General features: G+C 67.7%; 13 protein-coding genes. 7 read left to right on the forward strand and 6 right to left on the reverse strand.

All coding sequences use genetic code 11. The features are described from left to right. The first annotated feature begins 3 nt into the window (after nucleotides 1–3). The 5 genes from ubiB (at nucleotide 4) to dut (ending at nucleotide 4,142) form a co-directional block, all read left to right on the forward strand. Nucleotides 4–1,590, forward strand: coding sequence for a 2-polyprenylphenol 6-hydroxylase (gene ubiB / locus J1C47_RS15990; RefSeq protein ID WP_207351787.1), 1,587 nt, complete (start codon nucleotides 4–6; stop codon nucleotides 1,588–1,590). A 95-nt stretch (nucleotides 1,591–1,685) separates the two neighbouring features. Beyond that, a complete protein-coding gene (locus J1C47_RS15995) occupies nucleotides 1,686–2,066 on the forward strand; it encodes a FitA-like ribbon-helix-helix domain-containing protein (protein ID WP_207351788.1) in 381 nt (126 codons plus the stop codon). Next, nucleotides 2,063–2,464: a type II toxin-antitoxin system VapC family toxin gene (locus J1C47_RS16000; RefSeq protein ID WP_207351789.1), complete on the forward strand. Its 402-nt coding sequence runs from the start codon at nucleotides 2,063–2,065 to the stop codon at nucleotides 2,462–2,464. Before J1C47_RS15995 ends, J1C47_RS16000 begins: the two co-directional genes overlap by 4 nt. After that, nucleotides 2,461–3,681: a bifunctional phosphopantothenoylcysteine decarboxylase/phosphopantothenate--cysteine ligase CoaBC gene (coaBC, locus tag J1C47_RS16005; RefSeq protein ID WP_207351790.1), complete on the forward strand. Its 1,221-nt coding sequence runs from the start codon at nucleotides 2,461–2,463 to the stop codon at nucleotides 3,679–3,681. Before J1C47_RS16000 ends, coaBC begins: the two co-directional genes overlap by 4 nt. Continuing rightward, nucleotides 3,678–4,142, forward strand: coding sequence for a dUTP diphosphatase (dut, locus tag J1C47_RS16010; protein ID WP_207351791.1), 465 nt, complete (start codon nucleotides 3,678–3,680; stop codon nucleotides 4,140–4,142). Before coaBC ends, dut begins: the two co-directional genes overlap by 4 nt. Before the next feature lie 55 nt (nucleotides 4,143–4,197). Here dut and J1C47_RS16015 read toward each other — a convergent pair whose 3' ends face one another. Next, nucleotides 4,198–5,058, reverse strand: coding sequence for a GGDEF domain-containing protein (locus J1C47_RS16015; RefSeq protein ID WP_207351792.1), 861 nt, complete (start codon nucleotides 5,056–5,058; stop codon nucleotides 4,198–4,200). Nucleotides 5,059–5,465: 407 nt separating this feature from the next. On the opposite strand from J1C47_RS16015, the gene cysK reads away from it, so the two are divergent. Beyond that, nucleotides 5,466–6,458 (forward strand): cysteine synthase A, encoded by a 993-nt coding sequence (gene cysK / locus J1C47_RS16020; RefSeq protein WP_207351793.1) that lies wholly within the window; start codon nucleotides 5,466–5,468, stop codon nucleotides 6,456–6,458. Between the two features lie 203 nt (nucleotides 6,459–6,661). Here cysK and J1C47_RS16025 read toward each other — a convergent pair whose 3' ends face one another. The 4 genes from J1C47_RS16025 to aroA form a co-directional block, all read right to left on the reverse strand. Beyond that, nucleotides 6,662–8,782, reverse strand: a complete 2,121-nt coding sequence (locus J1C47_RS16025) for a catalase (RefSeq protein WP_207351794.1) — start codon at nucleotides 8,780–8,782, stop codon at nucleotides 6,662–6,664. Nucleotides 8,783–9,058: 276 nt separating this feature from the next. Next, on the reverse strand, nucleotides 9,059–10,762 hold the full coding sequence (gene rpsA, locus J1C47_RS16030; protein WP_207351795.1) for a 30S ribosomal protein S1: 1,704 nt from the start codon (nucleotides 10,760–10,762) through the stop codon (nucleotides 9,059–9,061). Nucleotides 10,763–11,044: 282 nt separating this feature from the next. Further along, nucleotides 11,045–11,698: a (d)CMP kinase gene (gene cmk / locus J1C47_RS16035; RefSeq protein ID WP_207351796.1), complete on the reverse strand. Its 654-nt coding sequence runs from the start codon at nucleotides 11,696–11,698 to the stop codon at nucleotides 11,045–11,047. Between the two features lie 226 nt (nucleotides 11,699–11,924). Further along, the gene (gene aroA, locus J1C47_RS16040) at nucleotides 11,925–13,274 is read right to left on the reverse strand and encodes a 3-phosphoshikimate 1-carboxyvinyltransferase (protein WP_207351797.1); all 1,350 of its coding nucleotides are present in this window, start codon (nucleotides 13,272–13,274) and stop codon (nucleotides 11,925–11,927) included. Between the two features lie 314 nt (nucleotides 13,275–13,588). Between aroA and J1C47_RS16045 the strand changes: the two genes are divergently transcribed. Continuing rightward, nucleotides 13,589–13,963, forward strand: coding sequence for a TIGR02300 family protein (locus J1C47_RS16045; RefSeq protein ID WP_207351798.1), 375 nt, complete (start codon nucleotides 13,589–13,591; stop codon nucleotides 13,961–13,963). Nucleotides 13,964–14,131: 168 nt separating this feature from the next. Here the strand turns inward: J1C47_RS16045 and J1C47_RS16050 are convergent, their stop codons facing one another. After that, nucleotides 14,132–14,380 carry an HPr family phosphocarrier protein gene (locus J1C47_RS16050; RefSeq protein ID WP_342592005.1) on the reverse strand — a complete coding sequence of 83 codons (249 nt, stop codon included), beginning with the start codon at nucleotides 14,378–14,380 and terminating at the stop codon, nucleotides 14,132–14,134. Nucleotides 14,381–14,453 lie beyond the last annotated feature (73 nt).

Consider the following 14,453-nt stretch of genomic DNA (forward strand, 5'->3'; position numbering starts at 1 on the left):
TCCGTGACCAATCCGATTTCCGGAACATTCGCGCTGGTGAGGGCGGCCTTCGTGCTGGCGCGCGAAGGCGTCGTCGGCGCGTTCCCGTCAGAAGGACTGCCCCCGGGGCCAGCGCTGCTGCACCGGCTGGCGAGGCTCATGGAGCGTGGTTCGACGCGCGGCCGGCCGCGCTCCGACCGCCTGTCGCACGCCCTGCACCGGCTCGGCCCGTCCTACGTCAAGCTCGGACAGTTCCTGGCGACGCGGCCGGACATCGTCGGCGCCGACATCGCCCGTGAACTCGGCTCGCTGCAGGACAAGGTCCCGCCCTTCGAGCGGCGTCTCGCCGTCGCCGAAATCGAGACGACGCTCGGCCGGCCGGTCGAGGAGCTTTTCATCGATCTCGGCGAGGTCGTCGGGGCGGCCTCGATCGCCCAGGTCTACAAGGCGCGGATCCGCAATCCCGACGGCAGCGAGCGCTTCGCCGCCGTCAAGGTGATCAGACCCGGCATCCGCGCGCGCTTCCGGCGCGAACTTCAGACCTTCCGCTTCATCGCCGAATTTCTCGAGCGTTTCGTCCAGTCGTCGCGCCGGCTGCGCCCGGTGGCGGTGGTCGAGACCCTGACGCAGTCGACGAGAATCGAGATGGACCTGCGGCTGGAAGCCGCCGCCTCCTCGGAAATGGCCGAGAACATCGCGCGCGACAAGGGTTTCCGCGTGCCGGCCATCGACTGGGAGCGCACCGGCCGCGACGTCATCACCATGGAGTGGATCGACGGCATCAAGCTGTCGGACGTCGCCGGGGTGATCGCTGCCGGCCACAACACCAAGAAGATCGGCGTGACGGTGGTGCAGTCGTTCCTGCGCCACGCCATGCGCGACGGCTTCTTCCATGCCGACATGCACCAGGGCAACCTGTTCGTCGCGCCGGACGGAACCATCGTCGCCGTCGATCTCGGCATCGTCGGCAGACTCTCGCGCGATTCCAAGCGCTTCCTCGCCGAGATCCTCTACGGCTTCATCCAGCGCGACTACCGCCGCGTCGCCGAGATCCACTTCGAGGCCGGCTACGTGCCGCGCACCCAGGACGTCGCGAGCTTCGCCCAGGCGCTCAGGGCGATCGGCGAGCCGATCTACGGCCAGCCGGCCGAGACGATCTCGATGGGCCATCTCCTGTCGCTGCTCTTCGAGGTGACCGAACTCTTCGACATGCAGACCCGGCCCGAACTCGTGCTTCTCCAAAAGACGATGGTGGTGGTGGAGGGGGTGGCCCGCACCTTCGATCCGAAGTTCAACATGTGGGTGGCGGCCGAGCCCGTGGTCTCCGACTACATCATGACCGAGCTCGGCCCGGCGGCGAAGCTGCAGGAGGCCCGCGACGGCCTCGAGGCGGGGCTGAAGCTCCTGCGCAAGGTGCCGGAACTCGCCGTCGGCCTTGAGATCCTTGCCCGCGAACTCCCCGAACTGATCGAGAACGGCATCAATCTCAACGACGACACGCTGATGGACCTCGTGCAGGACGGCAAGGCGAGCATTATCCTCGGCCATGTCGAGCGCTGGGTGATCGCCGTCGCGCTCGTCGCCATCGCCGCCGCGCTGGTGTTCGGGTGAGACGGGAGAAGGGCTCGTTGCCGGGCGCGAGGTCCGCGGCTAAATAGGAGACGTGCGAAATCGGGGCGATGCCGCGAGACATGCCGGAGGATCCCATGGCGAGTCTGACGATCGACCATCTGGAAGATGCCGTCCTGGAGCGGCTTGAGGTCATGGCCAGAGACCACAACCGGTCGTTGGCCGAAGAGGCGAAGTCCCTGCTCTTGGAAAGCTTGTCCGCCTCTTCTGTGCCGAAGGCAGGAAGCAAGGCCGAGTTGGATCGCCGCGTGGCGCGGGTCATAGCGGAGATCGAAAGCGGTGGGGGCGTTTCGGACCTGGGGGTCGAGCTCGGGCAGCCAGCCCTCGTCGGCCATCCGGTCCGGTCGCCCGAAGAGCAGAAGCGCGTTCTGGCGGCAATTTCAGCACTTGGGAAGAAGCCGGCCGAGCCTTTCGATCAAAAGGCATTTACCGACGAACTTTGGAGTTTCGTCGAATGATTGCAGTCGATACCTCCGCGCTTGCGGCGGTCATCCTGCAGGAAGCAGATCGGCCATTGTTTCTTTCGTACTTGGCGACGACTTCGGGATTGTGCGTTTCGGCTCCGACGCTCCTTGAGCTCCAGATCGTCATATTTTCCAAGCTCGGTAGCGGTGCGGGTACAGAAATTCGCAAATTGCTCGACGAGGCACGTATCGACGTGGTCGATTTCACCGAAGCGCACGCCACCATCGCCGCCACCGCCTGGCGGCGCTACGGCCGCGGATCGGGCAGCCCCGCGAAACTCAATTTCGGCGACTGCTTCTCCTATGCGCTGGCGCGGTCCCTCGACGTGCCGCTGCTCTTCAAGGGCGACGACTTCGCGGCGACCGACGTGACCGTGGCATTCTCGGCATGAGCGCACTTTCCGGAAAGCGCATTCTCCTCGTCGTCGGCGGCGGCATCGCGGCCTACAAGTGCCTCGACCTCGTCCGGCGGCTGAAGGAGCGAGGCGCCGGCGTCACGCCGGTGATGACGCAGGCGGCCGCCGAGTTCGTGACGGCGCTCTCCGTCGGCGCTCTCGCTGCCAGCAAGGTCTATACCGATCTCTTCGACCGCGAGGACGAGCAGGACGTCGGGCATATCCGGCTCGCCCGCGAGCACGACCTCGTCCTCGTCGCGCCGGCGACCGCCGACCGCATGGCGCGGCTTGTCGCCGGCCTCGCGGACGACCTCGCCGGGGCGATCCTTCTCGCGACGCGTGCGCCGATCCTGATGGCGCCGGCGATGAATCCGGCGATGTGGGATAATCCCGCGACCCGGCGCAACCGCGATCGCCTGACCGAGGACGGCGTCCGTTTCGTCGGGCCCGGCAGCGGCGAGATGGCCGAAAGGGGCGAATCCGGCGTCGGACGGATGGCCGAGCCGCTGGAGATCGTCGCCGCCGCCGAGGCGCTGCTCACGCCCGCCGCCGGCCCGCTGGCCGGCCTTTCCGCGATCGTCACCTCGGGTCCGACCCACGAGCCCATCGACCCGGTGCGCTACATCGCCAACCGCTCCTCCGGCCGGCAGGGCCACGCGATCGCCGCGGCGCTGCGCGACTTCGGTGCGCGCGTCACGCTGGTCTCGGGACCGGTGACGCTGCCGGATCCGGCCGGCATGTCGGTGCGCCACGTCGAAACGGCGGCCGAGATGCTCGCCGCCGTCGAGACGGCGCTGCCGGCCGACATCGCCGTCTTCGTCGCCGCCGTCGCCGATTGGCGGGTGGCGGGTGAAAGCGCGAAGAAGATCAAGAAGACCGCCGAAGGCCCGCCCGCGCTGGTGCTGGCGGAAAATCCCGACATCCTCGCGACCATCGGACATCACGCGCGCCGGCCCGGCCTCGTCGTCGGCTTCGCCGCCGAGACGGACGATCTTCTGTCGAATGCCCGCTCGAAGCTCGAGAGGAAGGGAGCCGACGCCATCCTCGCCAACGACGTCTCGCCGCAAGGCGGCGTGATGGGCGGGGGGGAGAACACCATCCGGCTGGTCACGCCCGGGGGCGTCGAGGAGTGGCCGACTCTCGCCAAGGAGGCTGCCGCGGCAAGGCTGGCAGAGTGGATCGCGGCGCGGCTGAGACGAGGAAGCGGGCGATGACCGAAGAGCGGGCGGGTGCGGTGACGGTGCGGGTCTTGCGGCTCGGGAACGGCGACGCGCCGCTGCCGGCCTATGCCAGCGACGGCGCTGCGGGTGCGGATCTCCGGGCGGCGCTGCCGGCGCCGCTGACGCTTCGGCCCGGCGAGCGGTCGCTGGTGCCGACCGGCCTCGCCTTCGAGATTCCGGACGGATACGAGATGCAGATCCGGCCGCGCTCGGGCCTTGCCGCGCGCCATGGTATGACGGTGCTGAACACGCCGGGTACGGTCGACAGCGACTATCGCGGCGAGGTCAAGGTGCTGCTCGTCAATCTCGGCGCCGAGGCGGTGACGATCGGCGATGGCGACCGCATCGCCCAGGCGGTGGTCGCGCCGGTCGTCCGGGCGCGGTTCCTTCCCGCCGTGGAGCTTTCCGATACGACCCGCGGCGGCGGCGGCTTCGGCTCGACCGGACGGCGCTGACCCGGTCTTGCTTCCTTCTCCCGCCGGCCGCCTGCTTGTCGCACGACAGGGCGGCTCAGCGGCCGCCCGGCGCCGGCATCGCGGCCGGCATGTCCTGGCCGGCCCCCGCACCGTCGAGCCCGCGCAGCCGGCCCCGGCCGTGGGCGGCGATCGAGGTGATGGTCGTGCGGTTGCGGCCGGTCTGCTTCGACTTGTAGAGATTGGCGTCGGCCGCCTCGTAGATGCGCTCGAAGGGCTGGGGACTGCGCAGGAAGACGCCGCCGATCGAGACCGAAAGCTGCGTGCCGTTTGTGCCGGAGCCGACATAGTGCCGGTTGATCGCCTTGCGCAGGCGCTCGGCGACCTTCTCGCCCTGCTCGCTGTTGCCGCATGGCAGGGAAATCACGAATTCCTCGCCGCCGAGCCGGCCGACCGCGTCGCTGTCGCGGGTCAGCTTGGCGAGCGTCCCCGCGATCTTCTTGAGGGCGATGTCGCCCACGGGATGGCCGAGCCGGTCGTTGATGCGCTTGAAATGGTCGGCATCGACGATGAGCACCATCAGCCCCTTGTCGGTGTCGCCGAGAAGCATGCGCAGATGGCTGCGGAACCGCCGCTCGAAGCCCTGGCGGTTGAGGACGCCGGTCAGGCGGTCGGTCGTCGCCGCCCGCATCAGCCCGTCATTGTCGGCATAGAGCGAGGACACCCGCAAGGCGAGATAGGCGAGATAGGGAAGCGCGCTGGCGAGCGCGACCGCGACGGTGAAGCCCAGCGCCGGGACCATCACCCCTTCACCGTACGATCGGAAGAACCAGAGGCCGCAGGCGGTAGCCGCCAGCGTCACGACGATCACGAGAAGAAGGAATTCGCCGCAGATGATCTTGGTTCGTTCGGTCGGTGGCTGCATGTCGGGACCCCGGATGTTGACGGATGCTGGCATGGACTTTGCCTCGTGCCCGAGCCTGCCGGGATTGTCTTGAAACAAGCTCTCGAATACCGCGCCAATTTCATTCAATATCGCCGCATACCCGCGGCGATCATTTTTGCCCGCGCAAAGCTATTCCGTTCGTCCCCGGCGAATTGGCAAAACCGGCCTCCAATCGGCCGCGCCGATGACCTATGTCTCGGATCGAGCGACGTTTCGACGCATGAGACGCCCGACCTGCCGCCACGCGCGATCGGATGCCGCCGGTGGCCGCGGACGGGGCCCCCGCGTCTCGGCCGCCGAAGGTCACCGGAAGCTCGGTCCCGTCACGCGATCGGCTCGGGGACGGACGGCGGGGCGTCGAAGCGAAGGACGATCTGATCAGCCCGGGTCGAACGCCGGGCGACACCAAGGAGGACATCATGGACGACACCGCCGCCACCGGAAAGCCGCGGACCAGAGGCCGTGGACGGATCTACGATTCGATCACCGATACGATCGGCGACACGCCGCTGGTGCGCCTCGACAAGGTCGCGAAGGAATTCGGCGTCAAGGCCAACCTCCTCGCCAAGCTCGAATTCTTCAACCCGATCGCCAGCGTCAAGGATCGCATCGGCGTCGCGATGATCGAGAAGCTGGAGGCCGACGGCAAGATCACGCCGGGCAAGACCACCCTCGTCGAGCCGACCTCGGGCAATACCGGCATCGGCCTCGCCTTCGCCGCCGCTGCCAAGGGCTACAAGCTGGTCCTGACGATGCCGGAGACGATGTCGATGGAGCGCCGCAAGATGCTGCGGCTGCTCGGCGCCGACCTCGTGCTGACGGAGGGCGCCAAGGGCATGAAGGGGGCGATCGCCAAGGCCGAGGAACTGGTGCAGACGATCCCCGACGCGGTGGTTCCCCAGCAGTTCGAAAATCCCGCCAATCCCGAGATCCACCGGGTGACGACCGCCGAGGAGATCTGGAACGATACCGGCGGCAACGTCGACGCCCTGGTCGCCGGCATCGGCACGGGCGGCACCATTACCGGCGCCGGCCAGGTGCTGAAGCAGCGCAACCCGAAGATCCGCATCGTCGCGGTCGAACCGGAGGCCTCGCCCGTGCTTTCCGGCGGCAATCCCGGGCCGCACAAGATCCAGGGCATCGGTGCGGGCTTCGCGCCGGCGATCCTCGATCGCGCGGTCTACGACGAGATCGTCAAGGTCTCCAACGACGAGAGCTTCGAATATGCAAGGCTCGTGGCACGGCTCGAGGGGATCCCCGTCGGCATCTCCTCCGGAGCGGCGGTGAGGGCTGCGGTGGTCGTCGGCCAGCGCGAGGAGATGGCGGGCAAGAACGTCGTCGTCATCATCCCGTCCTTTGCCGAACGCTATCTCTCGACGGCGCTGTTCGACGGGCTCGCCGAAGAGAGCTGAGCGGCCTTGGCGCAGGCGGGGAGGGCGAACGCCCCTTCTCCGCCCGCGGCCACACAGGCCTGCCGCCAAACCCACGGGAAGGGCAGGGCTGATCGGTAATCGACGCCGTCTCCCGACCGGTCGAGCGGGACGATTTTCCCCGCAGGACATGACCGCGGGCCTTGCGACGTTGCCGCAAGGCCCGCATCTTTTTCCGGCGACGATCAGACCGCTTTGACCATCGGCTCGCGCTTCCAGTGGCGGAGCTTCCGGCACATTGTCACGAAGCCCGCGGCCTCGCCCGCGGCACCGATCTCCATGCAGCCCTCGTCGAGATCGTCGGCGATCCCGGCCTTTTCGAACAGCGGCATCGCTTCGGGCGAATAGGCGATGAACTTGCAGTGGGCGAAGGCGTCGGAGACGAAGTCCTTGGCCGTCGGCTCCTTGGCGAGCGTCGCGGCTCCCTCGGCCGACAGGAGCACCGCCACCGCGTCGAAGAGCACCGACGGCCCGCCGTCGACCTTCTCGTCACCCTCGACCAGCGATCCGTCCGACGCCGTGACGCCACCGATCATCGGCGCGACGATCTTCACCATCGCGCCTTCCGCTTTGGCCGCCTTCTTCAGGCCGGCGAGAAGCGCCGCGTCGACGCCGTCCGAGACGAGCACGCCGATCTTCCTGCCCTTGAAGCTTTCCGGGCCGTTCATCAGGATCGACAGGGCAGGGGATTTCGCCAGATCCATCTTCGTCGGTCGGGCGGCCGGTGCGGGCGCCGGCATCGTTTCGAGGCGCAGGCCCTTCGCAACCTTCTTCGCCAGTTCCTCGTCGATGTTGAGGAGATGCGAGACGACGCGCGAGCGGATCGCGGGCGTTTCGACCTTGGAGAGTTCGAAGGTCAGGGCGAGCGCCATGTGGCCCTGCTCCACCTCGGTCTGCGAGACGTAGAACTGGCGCGCCTGGCTGTAGTGGTCGGAAAAGCTTTCGGCGCGCAGCCGCCGCTTCTCGCCGCCGATTTCGGTCGGATGGCTCCTGAAGCCGCGCTCGGGATTTTCGCGCGGGCCGCCCATTTCGCCGCCCCAGGAGTTCGGCTCGTAATTCGCCCGGCCTTTGGGATTCGTCATCGCCATGTGGCCGTCCTGCTGGAAGTTGCAGACATTGGCGTTGCGCGGCGCGTTGACCGGAATGTGGGTGAAGTTCGGCGAGCCGAGCCGCTTCAGCTGGGTGTCGAGATAGGAGAAGTTGCGGCCCTGCAGCAGCGGGTCGTTGGTGTGGTCGACGCCGGGCACGAGGTTCGCCGTGTGGAACGCCACCTGTTCCGTCTCGGCGAAGAAGTTGTCGACGCAGCGGTCGAGAACCATCTTGCCGACCCGCTTCACCGGCAGGATCTCCTCGGGGATGATCTTCGTCGGATCGAGGACGTCGAAATCGAACTTGTCGGCGAAGTCCTCGTCGAAGAGCTGGAAGCCGAGCTCCCATTCCGGATAGTCGCCCATCTGGATCGCATCCCAGAGATCGCGGCGATGGAAATCCGGATCGGCGCCGTTGATCTTGAGCGCCTCGTTCCAGACAACCGACTGCATGCCCTGCTTCGGCTTCCAGTGAAACTTGACGAAGGTCGACTTTCCCTTCGCATTGATGAAGCGGAAGGTGTGGATGCCGAAGCCTTCCATGAAACGGAAGGAGCGCGGGATGGTGCGGTCGGACATGATCCACATCACCATCGCCATGGCTTCCGGCGTCAGCGACATGTAGTCCCAGAAGTTATCGTGGGCCGTCTGCGCCTGCGGAAAGCCACGGTCCGGCTCCTGCTTGGCGGCGTGGATGAGGTCGGGAAACTTGATGGCGTCCTGGATGAAGAAGATCGGGATGTTGTTCCCGACGATATCCCAGTTGCCTTCCCTGGTATAGAACTTCACGGCGAAGCCGCGCACGTCCCTGGCGAGATCGCCGGACCCCTTGTTGCCGGCGACGGTCGAAAAGCGCACGAAGACCGGCGTCTTCTCGCCGGCACGCTGGAAGAGATCGGCCGAGGTGACGTCGGAGAGCGGTTCGTAGTTCTCGAAATAGCCGTGGACTCCGTAGCCGCGGGCGTGAACGACGCGCTCGGGAATCCGCTCGTGGTCGAACTTGAAGATCTTCTCGCGGAAGATCTGGTCTTCGAGAAGCGAAGGGCCGCGCTCGCCCGCCTTCAGCGTATTCTGGTCGTCGGCGACGGGGACGCCCTGCTGCGTCGTCAGGGTCGGTACGTCGCCGCCGGCCAGCTGATGCACCTCGCCGCCGTTGCCGCGCTCGAATGCGACGTCGCCGAGCTTCTCGGTCGGCCGTTTCCGGTCTTGCTTGGCCATGAAATATCCCTTCGCGGTGATTGCGGCGCCGTTGCTCGGCCGGTCTGCGGCCGGGCGCCCTGGCTCTGGAACAGCGGGCAGGTGCGCTCGTTCCGCGGGATTTTCGTTCACGCCTACGGGTAGTGGCGGCGCTCAGAGCGACAGGTCGAGCGGCGGGGAGCCCGCGTCGTCGCCATGAGACCGCAACGAAAAAGCCCGCGGCGATCGCTCGCCGCGGGCTGACATTCGATGGGATGGTGCGAGGCCGGCGTCGCCGGCTCCCGCTTCACCGAAGCATCATTCCTCGTCGTTGCGGCCCTTCAGCGCCGCGCCGAGAATGTCGCCGAGCGAGGCGCCGGAGTCGGTCGAGCCGTACTGGGCGACCGCTTCCTTCTCCTCGGCGATCTGCAGCGCCTTGATCGACACGCCGACCTTGCGGGCCTTCTTGTCGAACTGGGTGACGCGTGCATCGACCTTCTGGCCGACCTGGAAGCGCTCGGGCCGCTGTTCGTCGCGGTCGCGGGCGAGATCCGAGCGGCGGACGAAGGCGGTGAAGTCGGTATCGACGATCTTCACCTCGATGCCGCCGTCCTTGATCTCGGTGACCTCGCAGGTGACCACCGACCCGCGGCGGATCTCGCCGGCTTCGGCCGCCTCGACGAACGGATCGCCGCCGACCTGCTTCATGCCGAGCGAGATGCGCTCCTTGTCGACGTCGACGTCGAGAACCTGGGCCTTGACGAGGTCACCCTTGTTGAATTCCTCGATCACCTGCTCGCCCGGACGGTTCCAGTCGAGATCGGAGAGGTGGACCATGCCGTCCACGTCGCCCTCGAGGCCGATGAACAGGCCGAACTCGGTCTTGTTCTTGACCTCGCCCTCGACGACGGTGCCGATCGGGAACTTGTCGCGGAAGGCTTCCCACGGGTTCTGCAGCGTCTGCTTCAGGCCCAGCGAGATGCGGCGCTTGTTCGGATCGACCTCTAGCACCACGACCTCGACCTCCTGGGAGGTGGCGAGGATCTTGCCCGGATGGACGTTCTTCTTCGTCCAGGACATCTCGGACACGTGGATGAGGCCCTCGATGCCCGGCTCCAGCTCCACGAACGCACCGTAGTCGGTGATGTTGGTGACGCGGCCGGTGACCTTGACGCCCATCGGGTACTTGACGCCGATGCCGTCCCAGGGATCCGCCTCGAGCTGCTTCATGCCGAGCGAGATGCGGTGGGTTTCCTGGTTGATCCGGATGATCTGGACCTTCACGGTCTGGCCGATCTGCAGGATCTCGGTCGGATGGTTGACGCGGCGCCATGCCATGTCGGTGACGTGCAGCAGGCCGTCGATGCCACCGAGGTCGACGAAGGCGCCGTAGTCGGTGATGTTCTTGACGATACCCTCGACGACCTGACCCTCTTCGAGGTTCTGGACGATCTCGGAGCGCTGCTCGGCCCGGCTCTCTTCGAGGACGGTGCGGCGCGAGACGACGATGTTGCCGCGGCGCTTGTCCATCTTGAGGATCTGGAAGGGCTGCGGCGTGTTCATCAGGGGGGTCACGTCGCGGATCGGACGGATGTCGACCTGCGAACGCGGCAGGAAGGCGACGGCGCCGTCGAGGTCGACGGTGAAGCCGCCCTTGACCTGGTTGAAGATCTGGCCCTCGACCTTCTCGTTGGCGTTGAACTTCTCTTCCAGGCGGATCCAGCTCTCCTCGCGGCGGGCCTTGTCGCGCGACAGGACGGCTTCGCCGAGGGCGTTCTCGATGCGCTCGACATAGATCTCGACGGTGTCGCCGATCTTCAGCTCGCCGTCCTTGCCCTTGGCGCCGAACTCCTTGAGCGGCACCCGGCCTTCGACCTTCAGGCCGGCATCGATGACGGCCATGTCCTTTTCGATCGCGACGACGGTGCCCTTGACCACCGTGCCCTCGGCCACGTCCTGCTCGTGGAACGAAGCTTCGAGCAGCGCGGCGAAATCATCGCGCGAGGGATTGAGGTTAGACATTCTTTCTCCTTGGGGACCCCTCGCCGCGCGGTTCGCGGAAAAGGGCATGCGCCTCGGGGTATCCGCCCCGCGCGGGTTGAGCGTTGATCGTCCTTCCGGTCGAGGCTCCCGGTTCCGACGGGGCCGGAACCTTCCAGTCCGCCCGATGCGCGTCGCGCGGGCGGTGCGTGGTCGGCGCTCGAAGAAGCCTTGACCGGACGAATTTTACCAGCATGGCCTGACAGGGAAACGAAGCCGCCCTTCATAGCCGAAAAGGGCACGCCTCCCTTCGGATGCGGCCCCTCAATGCCCGTCCTGCGCCGCCAGCACGCGATCGACGACGTCGCAGGCGGCACGGAATGCCGCATCTATATCCAATTGGCTGGTGTCCAGCAAGTGCGCGTCGTCCGCAGGTTTCAGCGGGGCGACGTCGCGGCCGGAATCGCGTTCGTCGCGCGCCTTCACCTCGGCGAGGATGCGACCGTATTCGACGTCGCGCCGGCCGTGCGCGACCAGCTCGTCGGTGCGGCGCCTGGCCCGCACCTCGGCCGAGGCTGTGACGAAGATCTTCACCCGGGCGTGCGGGCAAATCACCGTGCCGATGTCGCGGCCGTCGAGGACGGCGCCCTCGGGGCGGGCCGCAAAGCCGCGCTGGAAGGCGACCAGCGCTTCGCGTACCGGGGCATGGACGGCAATCCGCGAGGCGAGTTCGCCGGCTTCGTGGCCGCGCAGCGTCGGATCGTCGAGATCGGCGACGTCGAGACCGCGTGCCACCCGCGCGGCTGCCTGCGGGTCGTCCGGGTCGACTCCTCCCGCGAGGATCTGCCGTCCGACGGCGCGGTAGAGCAGGCCGGTGTCGAGATAGGGCAGGCGGTATCGCGCCGCGACGCGCTTGGCGAGCGTGCCTTTGCCGGCAGCGGCCGGCCCGTCGATGGCGATCGTCAGCGGTCGTGTCATGACGCAGGCCCGTCGGCTGCGGTGGCGGGTGGAGCGGACCGGAATCCGTCCCGACCATGCGGCAGGAACGGGCGGCGCGCAATCGGCCCGCCGCGCTTCGGCCGGCCCGCAACGCGCCGACCGCGCCGGCCGCAGACCGCCGCGGGGGAAGGGGCGCGAAGCCGCATCGAAAGAGCCGTCATCTCCTTTTCGTCCCGCGCGTTCCGTCCCGATTGCCTGCCGTGCATCACGCGCTCCCGATCGCCGCGCCGAGTCCGGTCATCATCGCCTCGAAGGCCGGGAAGCTCGTGGCGATCATGCGGGCGTCGTCGACGCTCACCGGCCGCTCGGTCGCCATGCCGAGCACCAGGAAGCTCATCGCGATCCTGTGGTCGAGATGGGTGACGACCGTCCCGCCGCCAAGACCCCGACCGCCGGGCGTGCCCGTCACGGCGAGGCTGTCGCGGCCTTCTTCATAGGTGATGCCGTTCGCCTCGAGCCCCCGGGCGACGGCGGAGAGGCGGTCGCTCTCCTTGACGCGCAGCTCGTCGAGCCCCTGCATCAGCGTCGTGCCCTCGGCGAAGCTCGCGGCGATCGCCAGCGCCGGATATTCGTCGATCATCGACGGCGCCCGCTCCGGCGGCACGGTGACGCCGGTCAGTGCGGAATGGCGCACGTTGAGGTCGGCGACGTCCTCGCCGCCCTCGTTGCGGCGGTCGGCGATCTCGATCGACGCCCCCATCTCGAGGAGCGTCTCGATGAGGCCGGTGCGGGTGGGGTTCATCAGGACGTTCTCGATGACGACGTCAGAGCCCGGCACGATCAGCGCTGCGACCAGCGGGAAGGCGGCCGAAGACGGATCGCCCGGAACGGTCAGGTCGCCGGCTGCGGCGAGGGAGCCCTGGCCCTCGAGCGCGATGTGGCGGGCGCCCGCGGCGTCGGTAGTGACCTCGATCGCCGCACCGAAGCCGCGCAGCATCTTCTCGGTATGGTCCCTTGTCGCGACAGGCTCGATCACCGTCGTGACGCCGGGGGCGTTGAGCCCGGCGAGGAGCACCGCCGACTTGACCTGCGCCGACGCCATCGGCACCCGGTAGGCGATCGGCGCGGCCATGCGCGGACCATGGATCGACAGGGGCAGCCGGTCGCCGGAGCGTGCGACGACCTGCGTTCCCATCAGGCGCAGCGGATCGAGCACCCGGCCCATCGGCCGGCGCGACAGCGAGGCGTCGCCGACGAAGGTCGCGGCGAAGTCGTAGGCGCCGACGAGGCCCATGGTCAGCCGCGCACCGGTGCCGGCATTGCCGAAGTCCAGGACGCCCTCCGGCTCGAGCAGGGCGCCGTTGCCGACGCCGTCGACGACGTAGACATCGCCCTGCTTTTCGATGCGGGCGCCCATCGCGGCCATGGCGCGACCCGTCGCCAGCACGTCCTCGCCCTCGAGCAGGCCGTGGATGCGGGTGGTGCCGGCGGCGAGGCCGCCGAACAGGAAGGCGCGGTGGGAGATCGACTTGTCGCCCGGAACCCGGACCCGGCCCGCGAGCGCGCCCCGGCGCCGCGCCGTGAGCGGACGAAAACCCTGGTCCGTTGGCTGCATCGTCTTTCATCCCGTGCGGTTCGTCGAGGCCGTTGCCCCGCGCCGCGGCGGCGGCGCGGCCGGGAGGCCTGCGGCGCCCGGTCGATCGCGCCCTTTTTGTCGTTCCGCCCGGCCTTTGACAAGGGCTGGACGAGGCCGTATGGACCAGCCGATTTTGCCGGACCGGGATCGAGCGCGGATCGATACCTCATTCCTGCCGGGATCGGAGCCTCGAAGCCCGCGAAAGTCGGCTGAAAGTTGCGCCGGCCGGTGGTCCGCGGCGCGCGGTTTCGGCTCCGCAATGACGAACAGTGACAGCGATTGATGAGGCAGTAATGGCGAAGCCAGAGCTTGGAACCAAGCGGGTCGATCCCGAGACCGGACGCAAATTCTACGATCTGAACAAGGATCCGATCGTGTCGCCCTTCACGGGCAAGTCCTATCCGCGTTCGTATTTCGAGGGCGAGTCGGCGGCCCCCGAGGAGGAAGAGGTCGAGGAGCCCGAGACCGTCGAGGCCGAAGCGACGCCCGACACGGTCTCGCTCGAAGAGGTCGCCGAGGAAGAGAACGATTCCGACGTCGGCGACCTGCCGGACATCGACGACGATTCGGACGACGGCGAGGACGACTCATTCCTCGAGGACGACGAGGACGACGACGACGACATGTCCGACATCATCGGCGGCGGCCGCGAGGACGACGAGGACTGAGCGTCGGCGCGGAAAGGCCGAAGCCGGCCGCCGCGACGTACTCCTGACAGACGCGAGACGGCCGGCGGGGCAATCGGCACCGCCGGCCGTCTCGCGTTCAAGGGATACGATGCAGCGCGGGACGGCCCTGATTGGGCGGGCGCGTTCGGACGATGGTGCCGAAACCGGTCAGCCGTCCTCGCCGAACCGATTGGCGACGAGAGCCTCGAGCGCGTCGAGGACCTCTTTCGCTTCCGGCCCGTCGGCAGCGACCTCGATCGTCGTTCCCTGGCTTGCCGCGAGCATCAGAAGGCCCATGATCGACAGGCCGCCGACCGCCATGCCGTCGCGCGAGATGGTCACTTCGGCATCGTAGTTCTCGACCGTCTCGACGAAGCGGGCGGACGCCCGCGCATGCAGCCCGCGCTTGTTGACGATGGTGAAGGTCCGCGGCGCGGCGCAGGCGGCCGGCCGATCGCTTTCGCCGCTCGTCCGTGCCGCAGCGCCGGGT

The organism is Jiella sonneratiae (assembly GCF_017353515.1).
Taxonomy (GTDB): Bacteria; Pseudomonadota; Alphaproteobacteria; order Rhizobiales; family Rhizobiaceae; genus Jiella; species Jiella sonneratiae.

Bases quoted from the DNA above. Each gene is read 5' to 3' on its own strand.
- J1C47_RS15995 (WP_207351788.1), top strand. From the start codon at position 1,686: ATGGCGAGTCTGACGATCGACCATCTGGAAGATGCCGTCCTGGAGCGG.
- J1C47_RS16000 (WP_207351789.1), top strand. From the start codon at position 2,063: ATGATTGCAGTCGATACCTCCGCGCTTGCGGCGGTCATCCTGCAGGAA.
- coaBC (WP_207351790.1), top strand. From the start codon at position 2,461: ATGAGCGCACTTTCCGGAAAGCGCATTCTCCTCGTCGTCGGCGGCGGC.
- dut (WP_207351791.1), top strand. From the start codon at position 3,678: ATGACCGAAGAGCGGGCGGGTGCGGTGACGGTGCGGGTCTTGCGGCTC.
- J1C47_RS16015 (WP_207351792.1), bottom strand. From the start codon at position 5,058: ATGCCAGCATCCGTCAACATCCGGGGTCCCGACATGCAGCCACCGACC.
- cysK (WP_207351793.1), top strand. From the start codon at position 5,466: ATGGACGACACCGCCGCCACCGGAAAGCCGCGGACCAGAGGCCGTGGA.
- J1C47_RS16025 (WP_207351794.1), bottom strand. From the start codon at position 8,782: ATGGCCAAGCAAGACCGGAAACGGCCGACCGAGAAGCTCGGCGACGTC.
- rpsA (WP_207351795.1), bottom strand. From the start codon at position 10,762: ATGTCTAACCTCAATCCCTCGCGCGATGATTTCGCCGCGCTGCTCGAA.
- cmk (WP_207351796.1), bottom strand. From the start codon at position 11,698: ATGACACGACCGCTGACGATCGCCATCGACGGGCCGGCCGCTGCCGGC.
- aroA (WP_207351797.1), bottom strand. From the start codon at position 13,274: ATGCAGCCAACGGACCAGGGTTTTCGTCCGCTCACGGCGCGGCGCCGG.
- J1C47_RS16045 (WP_207351798.1), top strand. From the start codon at position 13,589: ATGGCGAAGCCAGAGCTTGGAACCAAGCGGGTCGATCCCGAGACCGGA.